This window comes from Aeromonas allosaccharophila (genome assembly GCF_016026615.1).
Lineage (GTDB): Bacteria > Pseudomonadota > Gammaproteobacteria > Enterobacterales > Aeromonadaceae > Aeromonas > Aeromonas allosaccharophila.
The window spans coordinates 2,248,989-2,263,008 of the sequence record NZ_CP065745.1 but is presented as its reverse complement, the minus strand read 5'-3'; the positions used below and the strand labels follow the sequence as shown (position 1 = coordinate 2,263,008).

Annotated in this window: 10 protein-coding genes; 8 read left to right on the top strand and 2 right to left on the bottom strand. The window is 59.8% G+C overall.

Annotated features, from left to right (window positions below; translation table 11 throughout):
• The first annotated feature begins 19 nt into the window (after positions 1–19).
• From I6G90_RS10060 to I6G90_RS10050, 3 genes are read left to right on the top strand one after another with little or no spacing between them, the layout of a single operon-like run.
• Positions 20–2,896, top strand: coding sequence for a formate dehydrogenase subunit alpha (locus tag I6G90_RS10060; RefSeq protein ID WP_197931097.1), 2,877 nt, complete (start codon positions 20–22; stop codon positions 2,894–2,896).
• A gap of 4 nt (positions 2,897–2,900) precedes the next feature.
• Complete coding sequence (gene fdh3B, locus I6G90_RS10055) at positions 2,901–3,524, top strand: formate dehydrogenase FDH3 subunit beta (protein ID WP_042020245.1); 624 nt, start codon at positions 2,901–2,903, stop codon at positions 3,522–3,524.
• Positions 3,521–4,492 (top strand): formate dehydrogenase subunit gamma, encoded by a 972-nt coding sequence (locus I6G90_RS10050; RefSeq protein WP_197931095.1) that lies wholly within the window; start codon positions 3,521–3,523, stop codon positions 4,490–4,492. The genes fdh3B and I6G90_RS10050 overlap by 4 nt, the downstream gene beginning before the upstream one ends.
• 78 nt (positions 4,493–4,570) lie before the next feature.
• On the opposite strand, the gene I6G90_RS10045 is transcribed toward I6G90_RS10050, so the two are convergent.
• Complete coding sequence (locus I6G90_RS10045) at positions 4,571–5,701, bottom strand: hybrid sensor histidine kinase/response regulator (protein WP_197931093.1); 1,131 nt, start codon at positions 5,699–5,701, stop codon at positions 4,571–4,573.
• A 202-nt stretch (positions 5,702–5,903) separates the two neighbouring features.
• Here I6G90_RS10045 and I6G90_RS10040 point away from each other — a divergent pair, with 202 nt between their 5' ends.
• The gene (locus tag I6G90_RS10040) at positions 5,904–6,314 is read left to right on the top strand and encodes a hypothetical protein (protein ID WP_058052829.1); all 411 of its coding nucleotides are present in this window, start codon (positions 5,904–5,906) and stop codon (positions 6,312–6,314) included.
• 87 nt (positions 6,315–6,401) lie between these two features.
• On the opposite strand, the gene I6G90_RS10035 is transcribed toward I6G90_RS10040, so the two are convergent.
• Positions 6,402–7,166: a substrate-binding periplasmic protein gene (locus tag I6G90_RS10035; protein WP_197931091.1), complete on the bottom strand. Its 765-nt coding sequence runs from the start codon at positions 7,164–7,166 to the stop codon at positions 6,402–6,404.
• Positions 7,167–7,441: 275 nt separating this feature from the next.
• Between I6G90_RS10035 and I6G90_RS10030 the strand changes: the two genes are divergently transcribed.
• The 4 genes from I6G90_RS10030 (at position 7,442) to I6G90_RS10015 (ending at position 13,694) form a co-directional block, all read left to right on the top strand.
• Positions 7,442–9,157 (top strand): NAD-dependent malic enzyme, encoded by a 1,716-nt coding sequence (locus I6G90_RS10030; protein ID WP_042060575.1) that lies wholly within the window; start codon positions 7,442–7,444, stop codon positions 9,155–9,157.
• A 418-nt stretch (positions 9,158–9,575) separates the two neighbouring features.
• On the top strand, positions 9,576–10,814 hold the full coding sequence (locus tag I6G90_RS10025) for a uracil-xanthine permease family protein (protein WP_042060573.1): 1,239 nt from the start codon (positions 9,576–9,578) through the stop codon (positions 10,812–10,814).
• Between the two features lie 556 nt (positions 10,815–11,370).
• Positions 11,371–12,102, top strand: a complete 732-nt coding sequence (locus tag I6G90_RS10020; protein WP_042060596.1) for a substrate-binding periplasmic protein — start codon at positions 11,371–11,373, stop codon at positions 12,100–12,102.
• A gap of 65 nt (positions 12,103–12,167) precedes the next feature.
• On the top strand, positions 12,168–13,694 hold the full coding sequence (locus tag I6G90_RS10015; protein ID WP_197931090.1) for a methyl-accepting chemotaxis protein: 1,527 nt from the start codon (positions 12,168–12,170) through the stop codon (positions 13,692–13,694).
• Positions 13,695–14,020 lie beyond the last annotated feature (326 nt).

The following is a 14,020-nucleotide window of genomic DNA, read 5'->3' as shown; positions in this document are numbered from 1 at the left end:
GATCAGTGAAGGAGAACTCATGAAACTGACAAAACGTGCCGAGCAGCCCCAGGCGGGCGAGCAGGGCAATGAGGCCATTCGCGGTCAGGGGCTGACCCGCCGCGCCTTTATGGTCAACTCGGGTCTGGTAGCCGGTGGCGCCGTGGCCGCCGGTTGGCTGGCGCCAGCCATGATGCAGCGGGCCGAGGCCAAAACCGTGGCGGCCGAGGTGCCGGTCGAGGTGAAGCGCACCATCTGCTCCCACTGTTCGGTGGGTTGCGGCGTCTATGCCGAGGTGCAGAACGGCGTCTGGACCGGTCAGGAGCCAGCGTTTGATCACCCCTTCAACCTTGGCGGTCACTGCGCCAAGGGCGCTGCCCTGCGCGAGCACGGCCACGGCGAGCGTCGCCTCAAGTACCCGATGAAGCTGGTGGGCGGCAAGTGGCAGCGCATCAGCTGGGATCAGGCCATCGAAGAGGTGGGCAACGAGGTGCTGCGCCTGCGCAAGGAGTCCGGCCCCGACAGCGTCTACTGGCTCGGCTCCGCCAAGCACTCCAACGAGCAGGCCTACCTGTTTCGCAAGATGGCGTCCCTGTGGGGCACCAACAACGTGGATCACCAGGCGCGGATCTGCCACTCCACCACGGTCGCGGGTGTAGCCAACACCTGGGGCTACGGCGCCATGACCAACAGCCTGAACGACATGCACAACAGCAAGTCGATCATGTTTATCGGCTCCAACCCGGCGGAGGCCCACCCGGTCGCCATGCAGCACATCCTGCTGGCGAAAGAGCGCAACGGCTGCAAGATCCTGGTGGTTGACCCGCGTCGTACCCGCACCGCCGCCAAGGCGGACATGTACCTCTCCCTGCGCCCGGGTACCGACGTCGCCTTTATCTGGGGCATGCTCTGGCACATCTTCAAGAACGGCTGGGAAGACAAGGAGTTCATCCGCACCCGCGTCTACGGCATGGACGAGGTGCAAAAAGAGGTGGCGCGCTGGACTCCGTCCGAAGTGGAGCGGGTGACCGGCCTTAACGAACAACAAGTGCACGATGCCGCCAAGCTGCTGGCCGACAACCGCCCCGGCTGCGTGGTCTGGTGCATGGGCGGTACCCAGCACACCACCGGCAACAACAACACCCGAGCTTACTGCATCCTCGAACTGGCCCTCGGCAACGTGGGCAAGAGCGGGGCGGGCACCAACATCTTCCGTGGTCACGACAACGTACAGGGCGCCACCGACTTTGGCGTCACCTCAGACTCTCTGCCCGGCTACTACGGGCTGGAAGAGGGCTCCTGGAAGCACTGGGCCCGGGTGTGGGATGTGGATTACGAGTGGATCAAGGCCCGTTTTGACAACAAGGCTTACAACGGCAAGCTGCCGATGAACAACAACGGCATTCCGGTCTCCCGTTGGGTGGACGGGGTGCTGGAGAACGCCGATCTCATCGAGCAGGGCTCCAACATCCGCGCCATGTTCTACTGGGGCCATGCGGTCAACTCCCAGACCCGCGGCCCGGAGATGAAGAAGGCGATGCAAAAGCTCGACATGATGGTGATTGTCGACCCGTATCCCACCGTCGCCTCGGTGATGAACGATCGCACCGACGGCGTTTACCTGCTGCCGGCCACCACCCAGTTCGAGACCTATGGTTCCGTCACCGCCACCAACCGCTCCATGCAGTGGCGCGACAAGGTGATAGAACCCCTGTTCGAATCCAAGGTTGACCACGAGATCATGTATCTGCTGAGCAAGAAGCTCGGCTTTGCCGATCAGCTGTTCAAGCACATCAAGGTGGAGAACAACCAGCCGCTTTTGGAAGACATCACCCGCGAATACAACCGCGGCATGTGGAGCGTGGGCTACACCGGCCAGAGCCCGGAGCGGCTCAAGGCGCACCAGCAGAACTGGCACACCTTCCACAAGACCAACCTCAAGGCCGAGGGCGGCCCGGTCAGCGGCGAAGTGTACGGTCTGCCGTGGCCCTGCTGGGGCACTCCGGAGATGAAACACCCCGGCAGCCACATCCTCTACGACACCAGCATTCCGGTCTCGGAAGGGGGCGGTGGTTTCCGTGCCCGTTTCGGCATCGAGTATCAGGGCGTCTCGCTGCTCGCCGAAGACTCCTGGCCGAAAGGGAGCGAAGTGGAGGATGGCTATCCCGAGATCACTGCCGACCTGATGAAACAGCTTGGCTGGTGGGATGAGCTGACCGAGGCCGAGAAGAAGGAGGCCGAGGGCAAGAACTGGAAGACCGACCTCTCCGGCGGCATCCAGCGGGTCGCCATCAAGCACGGCTTCGTCCCCTACGGCAACGCCAAGGCGCGCTGCGTGGTGTGGACCTTCCCGGATCAGGTGCCCAAGCACCGCGAGCCGCTCTACACCCCGCGCCGGGATCTGCTGGCCGACTACGCCACCTGGCCTGATTCGAAGAGCCTGTGGCGCCTGCCGACCCAGTACGCCTCGGTGCAGGAGAAGGACGTCAGCAAGGAGTTCCCCATCATCCTCACCTCCGGCCGTCTGGTGGAGTACGAGGGGGGCGGCGACGAGACCCGCTCCAACCCCTGGCTGGCTGAATTGCAGCAGGAGATGTTCGTCGAGATGAACCCGGTGGATGCTAACGACGTCGGCGTGCGCGACGGTCAGGATGTGTGGGTCGAGGGGCCGGAAGGGGGCCGCGTCAAGGTGAAGGCGTTGGTGACCCCGCGGGTCAAGCCGGGGCTCGCCTTTATGCCGTTCCACTTCGGCGGCCACTTCGAGGGCAAGGATCTGCGATCCAAATATCCGGAAGGGTCTGACCCCTATGTGCTGGGGGAGTCGGTCAACATAGTCACCACCTATGGTTATGACCCGGTCACCCAGATGCAGGAGACCAAGGTCACCCTGTGCCGTTTTCGCAAAGTAGGAGCCTGATCCCATGGCCAGAATGAAATTCATGTGTGACACCAAGCGCTGCATCGAGTGCAACGGCTGTGTGACGGCGTGCAAGAACGAGAACGACGATGCCCTCGAGTGGGGCATCCAGCGTCGCCGGGTGGTGACCCTCAACGACGGCCTGCCGGGGGAGACCTCCATCTCGGTCGCCTGCATGCACTGCACCGACGCCCCCTGCATGGCGGTCTGCCCGGCCGACTGCTTCTATCACACCGACGACGGCATAGTGCTGCACAACAAGGATCTCTGCATCGGTTGTGGCTACTGCCTGTTTGCCTGCCCGTTCGGTGCCCCCCAGTTCCCGAAAACCGCTGCCTTTGGCGATCGGGGCAAGATGGACAAGTGCACCTTTTGCGCCGGTGGCCCGGAAGAGGATCACAGCGAGGCGGAGCGCCAGAAGTACGGTGCCAACCGCATCGCCGAGGGCAAGCTGCCGATGTGTGCCGAGCTCTGCTCCACCAAGGCACTGCTGGCAGGGGATGCGCAGGTGATCTCCGACATCTTCCGCGAGCGGGTTGCCTATCGCGGCGCCAAGGATGCGGCCTGGGGCAATGGCGATGAGCTGTTCCATGATGCCAGCAAGGCGGGCAAGGGAGGGGCGGCATGAAAACCTGGCTAATGGCCCTGTTTGCTGCCCTGCTGCTGGTGAGTACCGCAAGTTTCGCCGATGCCGAGAAAGAGGCGGTCGGCTTTGCTGGCGCTGACTACTGGCGGGTGGTGAAGGATGGGCAGGAGGGGGTGACCACCTCCCGCTCGCCTGAGCATGGGGTGCTGATCTCGGTGCCGGGTCAGCTCTGGTTCGAGGTGAAGACCAAGTGGGTGTCGCCGCTCGGTGCCATCGCTATTTTCGGCTCCTTGGCTATGTGTGGCCTGATGTACCTGGTCGTGGGGCAGACCAAGCTCTCCAAGCCGCGCACCGGGCGCAAGCTCAAACGCTGGAGCAGGCTGGACCGGGCACTGCACTGGACCACGGCGGCCATGTTCCTGACCCTCTCCGGGTCGGGGCTGGCCATCATCTATGGCAAGCATTTCATCAAGCCGGTGGTGAGCCTCGGGGTGTGGGAGAACTGGATCTGGTTTGCCAAGGTGTTCCACAACTACGTGGGGCCGCTCTTCTTCCTTTGCCTGATGGGGGTACTCATCAAGTGGTTCCGCCATAACATCGTCAACATGGTGGATGTGCAGTGGTTTATGAAGGCGGGCGGCATGCTGGGCCCCCACAAGGGCAGTCACCCCTCGGCGGGCTTCTCCAACGGCGGCGAGAAGGCGATCTTCTGGCTGCTGATCTGGTTTGGCGGCATCGTGGTGGCGACCGGGTTGTTTCTGGACTTCCCCATCTTCGGCCAGCTGCGCCGCCAGATGGAGTGGGCCAGCTTTATCCATATTGTCGGGGCGCTGATCCTCATCTGCGGCTTTATCTTCCATATCTACATGGGCCTGTTCCAGCTGGAAGGGGCGCTGGAGGGGATGGTGACCGGCGAGGTGGACGAGACCTGGGCCAAGGAGCACCACGACCTCTGGTATGAAGAGGTAAAACACACCCTCGATGAGCCCAAAACTGGCAAATCAAGCTGACCGTCGGGCACGGAAAACGTAAAGAGAAGGGGCGCTGATGCGCCCCTGTTTATTGTTCAATCCTCTCTGCATGCCGGCTCAGGTCACCGGCTTGAGTGGCAGGTGGATCTCGTAGTGCAATCCCTCGCCCGGCGGGCTGGTGACGTTGACCGAACCGCGCAAGTTGTTCTCTACCAGATTGTGGATGCGGCAGGCGCTGAGCCCGCAGTGGTTGGCATTGCCACGCATCGTAGTAAAGAAGGGTTCAAACAGCCGTGGCAGCTTGTCGGCGGGCATGCCGGGGCCGGAATCTTTGTAGGTGAGCAGCAGTGAGCCCTCATGCTGCCCGATATGGATGGTGAAACTGTGTTCCCCGATGCCCTGAAAGGCGTGATCCAGACTGTTTTTGATCAACTCCTGGATCAGATCCAGAAACAGCGATTCGGGGGCGGTCAGGATGACCTTGTTGCCGTCCAGATGGTAACTGACCTTGGCAATCTGCAGTTCGGGGGAGAAGGCCAGCAGCAGCTTCTGCACACTCTCCTGCACCGAAAAGGTATTGGCATCCAGTTCGGTCTGATCCCGGGTAAGCTCCTTGAAACGGGTAATCAGCAGTGCAACCCGGCGCAGGCTGGATTCAACCAGCTCGGTGCCCTCCTTGATATCGGTAAGCTGCTGATGGAGCAGGCGTTGACCCAGCACGCCGCTTTTCACCGCGTTGGCCAGCAGGTCGCCAGCCCCCTGGATCAGGCTTGAGGCGGTAATGCCGACCCCCAGCGGGGTATTGATCTCATGGGCAATCCCGGCGGTGAGCTGAAACAGGCTTTGGTAGAGCTGCACTCTGGCTTGCTGGCGCCCCAGCTCCTTGAGGCGCAGCTGGTTTTGCACCCGGGCCAGCACTTCGAGCTGATGAAACGGTTTGGAGACATAGTCGCAGCCACCAGCCTGAAAGGCTTGTTCAAGTGCGCTGACCTCGCTGTTTGAACTGATAAAGATGATGGGCAGTGTCCATTGTCCCTGTTGTTGCTGGATCCGCCGACACGCTTCGTAGCCATCCATCACCGGCATATTGATGTCCATCAGGATCAGATCGGGTGTGGCCTGCGCTGCGGCATCCACGGCCTGCTGGCCATCTGTCGCTTCGCGTACCTGATAACCGGCCTCTTCGAGCAGGCTGCGCAGGATGTAGCGGTTGGAGGCCATGTCATCGACGATCAGTATGTTGCTCATGGTGTTGCTGTTTGGCATACCGCAGTGCAGTTCCGTTGCTATGGGCCTAATCTTCAGCATAGTGGGTCGTCCCCTTATCGGGTTACAAATACGGGAGATAAGTGATTCAAACGGGTTTTGTGCGCCAGCGGTGTACGAAACATGTGCAATAGTAAGCGTGCAACGGTAAACGGGCATGGTTTCAACTGAGGGGCGTTTGACGATGAACAAAGCGTTATTGGCAGCGGTGTGGTCGATCGGGTTGCTGGGTGGGCTCTCGGCCTGGTCAGTGCAGGCGGCTGACGGGATCAAGACCCAGCAGGTGCAGTTCAAGAAGGGGGAGTCAGGGGCGACCATCAACGGCACCATTCAGGGCAGCCAGACCCTCGATTACAAGCTGACGGCCAACAAGGGCCAGAGCATGGTGGTGATCCTGACCGGCAAGCCCTACTTCAATATTCTGCCGCCAGGCAGCACGGGGGAGGCGATCTTTATCGGCTCCACCGAAGGGAACAACTTTGAGGCAACCCTGCCTGCCAAGGGCACTTATACCATTCGGGTCTACCAGATGGGGGCGGCCGAGAGCAGCAAGGCCAAGACGCCGTTCAAGCTGGAGGTGGGCATCAGCGGCTAATGCCAGCAGCTGACAAGCATCACGACGGTGGCGGCCACAAAGGGCCGCCACCGTTGTTTTATCCCCTCTGTTTTTGCCTCGCCAAGGTCAATATTCACCCCGGGCCAGTCGCTCGAAGTAGCGCTGATAACGCCCGCTGGCGATGGCCTGCTGCAACTGCTGATTGAACTGATCCCGCAGTTTGGCCGAATCCGGCATCTTGCGCGGGAACATCACGAAGCTGTCGTTGCGCAGAAAAGGGGTCTGACTGTGGGTGATGAGTGCCGCGCTGGCGGGATCGAGCTGGCTTTGTAGCTCAGCCAGACCGACCCGCAGCTCTTGCGGATAGAGGTCGATCCGATCGCGCAGCAGCTTGCCGAAATTCTGTTTCACGTCGGTGACTTTCTGTTGGGTTACCTTGCCGTCGGCCACCATCTTGTCCAGCTCGGGCCCGTAGCTGTAGGCGATATCGCCCCCCAACCGCATGCCGATGATCTGCTCAAGGCGCTCGGCCTGCAATTTCCGTGCTTTGAGGGAGAAGAAGACAAACTGCTCCTGCAACACCGCCTCGCTGAACAGAAAATCCTGTTCCCGCTCCGGCTTGTACATCCAGACCGCGGTGGCGTCGTAGAGCTGGCTGTTGGCCGCCAGCGAATAGACCCGACCCCAGGGGGCGAAGTGGAACTTCACCTCATAGCCCGCCTCCTTGAACAGATCGCGGATGAGGTGGGCCACCGGCCCGTGCTGTTTCGACTGCTCCGCGACAAAGGGGGGCCACTCGCCGACGATGATGTTGAGCACCCGCACCGGTGCGGCGAGAGCCGACTGGCAGGTCAGACACAACCACAGAGCAAGCAGCGGGATCAGGCGCATGGCAACAAGAAGGGGGCGCAGGCTGGCTGAGTCGAGGGCATCAGGGTCACTCCCGGCTGGAATGCGGTTAAGGGGGTTGGGTTGTCCGCAATGCTAACATGAGTCTCATTCCTTGCCGTGGATATTTGTCTCGCCGAGAGCGCCGGGCACCTATTTTGGCCGCAGGGTATGCCCAAGCTCACAAAACCGATCGATTAAACGTCATATGATTGATTTCATTATGAGTCTTACTCTCCTGCCGAACGGCAATTTCACGTAAATCAAAGAGAATGACTATGGCTACCGGACAATATCTGCTGTGGAAAGATGCTCAGGGACAGGCTTTTCGCCCCGTTGCACTGACCGGCACCGATCTGCTCAACAATCGATACCTCAACAAGGGCACTGCCTTCACCGAACAGGAGCGGGCCGATTTCGATCTCGACGGCCTGTTGCCCCCTCAGGTGCAAACCTTTGAAGCCCAGCTCGAACGGGTTTATGAAGGGTTCAAGAGCGCCTGCAGCGACATCGAGAAGTACCAGAACCTGCGGGCGCTGCAGGATCGCAACGAAACCCTCTTCTACGCTCTGTTGTCGCGCCATGTGGAGGAGATGACTCCCTACATCTATACCCCGACCGTCGGCAAGGCGTGTCAGGAGTTCAGCCACCGCTTCCAGAAGCCGCGTGGTCTCTACATCACTCCCGACAACGTGGATGACATGGGGATCCAGGCCCGCCACTTCGATGCCAAATCGATCCGCATTATCGTTGTCACCGACAGCCAGGGCATTCTGGGGATCGGCGACCAGGGGGTCGGCGGCATGGGGATCCCCATCGGCAAGCTGGCGCTCTATACCCTGGGAGCCGGGATCCATCCCGCCTGCTGCATGCCCATCGCGCTGGATGTGGGCACCGACAACCAGAAACTGCTCGATGACCCCATGTATCTGGGCCGCCCGCACAAGCGCATTCGTGGCAAGGAATATGAAGATTTCATCGACAAGTTCGTGCAGGGGGTCAAGCGTCACTTCCCCAATGCCGTGCTGCAGTGGGAAGACTTCAGCAAATCCAACGCCTTCAACAATCTGGCCCGCTACCAGCAGGCGCTGCCGTCGTTCAACGATGACATTCAGGGCACAGGGGCCGTGGTGCTGGCCGGTATCATCGGCGCGGTCAAGGTCAAGGGGGAAACCCTCGGTCAGCAGAACTATCTGGTCTATGGCGCCGGTGCTGGCGGGGTTGGCGTGGCGGATCAGATCTGCGCGGGGATGATCCGCGAGGGGATGGATCCGCAGGCGGCCCGCGATCGCATCTATATCCTGGATACCCAGGGGCTGGTGTGTGACAACCGCGAAGGGCTCGATGAATACAAACGCCGCTATGCCAAGCCGGGTCTGCTGCTGGCGGGCTGGGATACCGAGGTGGCGGGCAAGGCCAATCTGGCCGATGTGCTGCGCCACGTGCCCATCACTGTGCTGCTGGGGACCAGCGGCTCGGGTGGTGCCTTCAAGGAAGAGCATATCCAGTTGCTGCAAAAGCACTGCGAGCGGCCCATGGTGTTCCCGCTCTCCAACCCGACCGCCAACTGTGAAGCGCTGCCGGAGGATATCTACCGCTGGAGCAACGGCAAGGCTATCGTCGCCACCGGCAGCCCGTTCAAGGATGTCGCTTTTGAGGGCAAGGATTACCGTATCGGTCAGGGCAACAACGTCTTTATCTTCCCCGGTGTGGGGCTGGCGGCGATTGTTAGCCAGATCCGCGAGATCACCCCGGATATCTTCACCACCGCCGCCTTTGCGCTGGCCGAGTGCGTGAGCGAGGAGGATTTGGCACAGGGCTCTGTCTATCCGCGTATTCGCGAACTGCGCAGCATTTCGGTGCATGTGGCGACCGCGGTGCTGAAAGATATCGTGCGCCGGGATCCCTCCCATTCGCTGATCGGGCAGGATCTGCAGCAGCATATCCTCCACCACATGTGGGAGCCGGTTTACCTGCCCTATCGTCGGGTATAGGTCACGTACGGTTTTTACTAACATATTGATAGTAAAGGGGGATGGCATGGCCATCCCCCTTTTTTACCGCTGTGTTCCGGTTTTGGTTGCCAGAGCGGGTAGCCAGATAGTGAGCTTGTCAGCATCGGGGTCAAGTTCCCGTGGTTTTCTCCACTTGGCGTACAAAACATCACCCTGTTGAATTCAATCTCAATAAACCGGGCAGAAAAACGATTGGCGTTCGCCACAATAATGCGTAAAATCGCATACTCGATGCTTGTAGCAACGAATCCCGCCTAAAAAGCCAGTTTCATGCCCTCCCCAAGCAGTAAAAGGTAACAAGTGACGCGTTTGTGTTCATTTTGTGCCTTGAAAAAGTCTTGTGATAACTGAAAAGTGATAAATATCCCCATCAGTTATCAAAAAATTAAGGACATCCATGTTTTCCTTAGTCAAGCAAAGTGTCGCCGGGCTGCAAATCCTGTTTGTCGCCTTCGGTGCCATGGTTCTGGTGCCCCTGCTCACCGGATTGAACCCCTCCATGGCCCTGCTTGGCGCCGGTGTGGGCACCCTGTTGTTCCAGCTCTGCACCCGCCGCCAGGTCCCGATTTTCCTCGGTTCCAGTTTTGCCTTCATCGCCCCTATCATCTACGCCACCCAGACCTGGGGATTGCCGTCCACCATGTTTGGCCTGTTTGCCGCCGGTTTCATGTACTTCATCCTGGCCGCACTGATTCGCGTGCGGGGCATGGGCTTTGTGCACAAATTGCTGCCGCCCGTGGTGATTGGCCCGGTGATCATGGTGATCGGCCTATCCGTGGCACAGGTTGCCTGCAACATGGCGATGGGCCGTGCCGGTGGTGAGCAGGTGGTGCCTGCGGGAACTGCGCTGACGCTGGCCGGTATCTCGCTGGCGGTGACCCTGATTGCCGCGGTGTTCTGCAAGGGCTGGATCAAGCTGATCCCCATCCTGTGCGGTGTGATTGCCGGTTATGTCTCTGCCGTGCTGATGGGCCAGGTGAACTTCGACGGCCTGATCAATACCCCCTGGCTGGCGCTGCCTCACTTCGAAACGCCGGAGATCAACTGGGCCGCTGCCCTGTTTATGCTGCCGGTAGCGATTGCCCCCTGTATCGAGCATATCGGTGGTGTGCTGGCCATCGGTGGGGTAACCGGGCAGGATTACACCAAGAATCCGGGTTTGCATCGTACGCTGGCCGGTGACGGCATCGGTGTCTGCTTCGCCGGTTTCATCGGTGGCCCACCCGTGACCACCTATGCCGAAGTGACCGGTGCCGTGATGATCACCCGCAACTTCAATCCGGTCACCATGACCTGGGCAGCCGTATTTGCCATCATTCTGGCCTTCTTCGGCAAGTTCAATGCGCTGCTCACCTCCATCCCGATGCCGGTGATGGGCGGTATCATGCTGCTGCTGTTCGGATCCATCGCTGCCATCGGTCTCAAGACGCTGGTGGAATCCAAGGTGGATCTGGGGCTGTCACGCAATATCGCCATCGTCGCCGTGACCCTGACCGTCGGTGTCGGAGCGCTGGAGATGAAGATTGGTGACTTCGCGCTGGCCGGTGTTGGTCTGGCCTCCGTTGCCGCCATCCTGCTCAATCTGATCCTGCCGGCACACTCCGAAGAGGGTGTGATGGACGCTGCCAAGGATTGAGTATCGCCAGACATTCATCGTTGATTTGGAGAAGGCCACCTCGCGGTGGCCTTCTGTTTTTCGGGTCTCTTGCACCTGTTTTCGGCTCGGCTGAGCCCATCAGGAAGGTAATCTGGAAGCAGATGAGGAGGTTAGCTCTCTCATTTGACGTATCTCTTTTCGTGACCTTAGCTAAAGGACAGGTTTGGCTCTGAGGTCTCCTTGAGCTGTATGGGAAAATGGATGTTGGCGTTTTCAATCATTTCTCTCCCAAACCCCTGTCATGGAACGATGCGCCCCTTCTCTGCCACGGCGCTGTTGCACGGCACCGGTTTTTCTCCGCCCCTGTCCACACGCTTCTCTCATGCTGCTCTGGCATGTTTTCCACCTCGATGTGTTGTGAGCCTATCTCGCCAGTGGTGTTTTATCGCGCGCTGGCCAAATCCGGATCTGTTTGCTGCTGCACATGGGTGGGCGGCGAGCCGTGAAAGCCGGCATGACCCTGGCGGGTCAGACGTGCACCGCCATCGGTAACGGCGGATGTTCAGGGATGAATGGCAAGCAAAGCGAGGTTGCAATGAACTATCAACTGCTGTGGAAAAGTGCAATTTTTTCAGTCTCTTCCATGATGGCGATGAGCGCGGTTCAGGCGGCGCCATTGAACGTGATGACCGAGGATTACCCGCCTTTCAACATGCAGGGGGAGGGGGGCAAGATTGTCGGGCTGTCGACCGAGGTGGTCGAAGAGCTGTTCAAGCGTGCCGGGGTTGAATACAAGCTGACCCTGATGCCGTGGAAGCGGGCGTACGAAGATACCCTCGGCACCCCCAATACCGCCCTCTACTCCACGACCCGCACCCCGGAGCGGGAGGCGCTGTTCAAGTGGGTCGGGCCACTGGTCAATAACAACTGGGTCTTCTTCTCCAGTTCGACCGCCAATATCACCGTCTCTTCGCTGGACGATGCCAAGCAGTATTCGGTGGGGGGGTATAACGGCGATGCGGCGGCCGAGTATCTCAAGGCGCAGGGATTCACCAAGTTGCAGCTGGCGGCCAATGACACCGCCAACGTGAAGAAACTGGAGGCAGGCCGCATCGATCTCTGGGCTACCGGCCAGTATCTGGCCCCCTATCTGGCCAACAAGGAGAAAGTCGCCAGTCCCAAGCAGGTCTTCGTGTTCAAGGAAACCCAGATGAGCTTGGCGTTTAACAAGGATACGCCCGATGAGCTCATCACCAGGCTCAACGAGATCCTGGCCGCCATGAAGGCGGATGGCACCATCGACAAGATCAACGCCAAGTATCAGTAACAGTACCAATAGCAAGTGCCATGCAAGGGCACTGCGCCGGCTGCCGTAAAAACCGGGAGGAAGCCATGGATTGGAAAAGTCTGACGTTCAGGATTGCCGTGTTGACCTCCCTGTCGGTGAGTCTGCTGCTGGTGTTGTTTGGTGCCTACAACTACAACGCCGCCAGAGCGGAGAGCTATAGCAAACAGAGTGCGCTGGTCGAACAGGCCATCGGCCGGCTGCAGCTCTCCCTGCCCGGCCCGCTGTGGAATTATGAATCGACCTTCATCGAGGCGTCACTCAAGTCCGAGCTGGCGGCCGACATCCTCAGCGCTTTACTGGTGGTCAACAAGGAGAAGCTGGTGGCCGGGTTTGCCCGTGACACGGCAGGCGCCATTATCCCCGTGACGGCCATGCCTGCCGATACCGCTGCCTATGGGGGATATGATCTGGTCTATGACGACAGCGGCCAGAAAAACACCGTGGCCCGATTGCTGGTGCAAACCAGTGATGCCGCCATTCAGGCCCACTTGCGCCAGCAGTTGCTTACCACCGTCTGGCAGATCCTGGTGCTCGATCTCTGCATCATCGCACTGCTGATGGTGCTGATTCACCGCAATGTGCTGAGACCACTTCATCAGATGAATCAGGCGGTGTTTGACTTGGCCAGAGGAGAGGGGGATCTGACCCGGCGACTCAAGATCAACCGTCAGGATGAGATGGGGACGCTGGCCACCAACATCAACCACTTTATTGCCAAGCTGCAGGATATGGTGGCGGAGATTAATGAGCTGTCCGCCGGAGTGCTGCAAAATGCCGAACGCTGCGACACGCTCTCGGCAGATACCCGTATTGGCAGTGACGCCCAGCAGTCCGAGCTGGATCAGGTCGCCACCGCCATTACCGAAATGAGTCAGGCGGTGCAGGAGGTGGCTGGCAACGCGGTGAAAACCTCCGGCGCCACCGATGAGGCCAATCACTATGTGGAGCAGGGTTACCATCTGGCGGGCCATGCCAATGAGGCGATTCATCAGCTGGTGGGGGAGGTGGAGCGGGTCGCTACGCTGATGCGTACCCTATCGACCGAGAGCAGCAGCATCGGCACCATCATAGAAGTGATCAACGGCATTGCCGAACAGACCAATTTACTTGCCCTCAATGCCGCCATCGAGGCGGCCCGCGCGGGCGATCAGGGGCGCGGATTTGCGGTGGTGGCGGATGAAGTGCGCACCCTGTCGGGCCGTACCCGCCAGTCAACGGAAGAGATCAGCGCCAGTATCAAGCGGTTGCAGCAAGCGACCCAGAATGTCGGGGCCGGGATGCAACAGAGCCAGGAGAAGGCCTCCCGGGCCGGTGCCGAGGCGGCAGATGTGCAGGCTTCGGTGGAGAAGATAAAAAATCAGGTCAGCCTGATCCGCGAGATGAATATGTATATCGCCCAGGCATCGGAGGAGCAGCACTCGGTGGCGGAGGCTGTCAGTCACAGCGTCAACCGCATTGCGACGCTCAACAGCGAGAGCGCGGCCAGAGTGGCACAGGTTGCCGAAGCCAGCAGCGATCTGCGCCAGTTGTCAGCCCAGCTCGACACCCTGCTCAAGCAGTTTCGGGTCTAGTCAGTCAACTCCGCCCCGCCGATGATGCCGGTGCTTTACAGTGCGGTGCGGCGAGATATTGTGAGGGACAGGGCCCCCTGTCCGGTCGTGGTGCTGTTAACCATGCTCACACCGCGGTTGTTGCGATTGGCATGGCCACGATACGTGAAACGCTCAGCACCATGCTCTGGTCGATACGCACTCCGACAGTGCTGGACGCATATTTTCATTTTTCCCGCTTATGCCTGACTGCATCTATTGTGCCGCTGATCCCGACCCATTAAAATTTCGCGCCATTACACTACATCCTGAGTCGCCATCTGGCCTCATTGGGCGTGGAATCCCAT

Bases quoted from the DNA above. Each gene is read 5' to 3' on its own strand.
- I6G90_RS10060 (WP_197931097.1), top strand. From the start codon at position 20: ATGAAACTGACAAAACGTGCCGAGCAGCCCCAGGCGGGCGAGCAGGGC.
- fdh3B (WP_042020245.1), top strand. From the start codon at position 2,901: ATGGCCAGAATGAAATTCATGTGTGACACCAAGCGCTGCATCGAGTGC.
- I6G90_RS10050 (WP_197931095.1), top strand. From the start codon at position 3,521: ATGAAAACCTGGCTAATGGCCCTGTTTGCTGCCCTGCTGCTGGTGAGT.
- I6G90_RS10045 (WP_197931093.1), bottom strand. From the start codon at position 5,701: ATGAGCAACATACTGATCGTCGATGACATGGCCTCCAACCGCTACATC.
- I6G90_RS10040 (WP_058052829.1), top strand. From the start codon at position 5,904: ATGAACAAAGCGTTATTGGCAGCGGTGTGGTCGATCGGGTTGCTGGGT.
- I6G90_RS10035 (WP_197931091.1), bottom strand. From the start codon at position 7,166: ATGCGCCTGATCCCGCTGCTTGCTCTGTGGTTGTGTCTGACCTGCCAG.
- I6G90_RS10030 (WP_042060575.1), top strand. From the start codon at position 7,442: ATGGCTACCGGACAATATCTGCTGTGGAAAGATGCTCAGGGACAGGCT.
- I6G90_RS10025 (WP_042060573.1), top strand. From the start codon at position 9,576: ATGTTTTCCTTAGTCAAGCAAAGTGTCGCCGGGCTGCAAATCCTGTTT.
- I6G90_RS10020 (WP_042060596.1), top strand. From the start codon at position 11,371: ATGAACTATCAACTGCTGTGGAAAAGTGCAATTTTTTCAGTCTCTTCC.
- I6G90_RS10015 (WP_197931090.1), top strand. From the start codon at position 12,168: ATGGATTGGAAAAGTCTGACGTTCAGGATTGCCGTGTTGACCTCCCTG.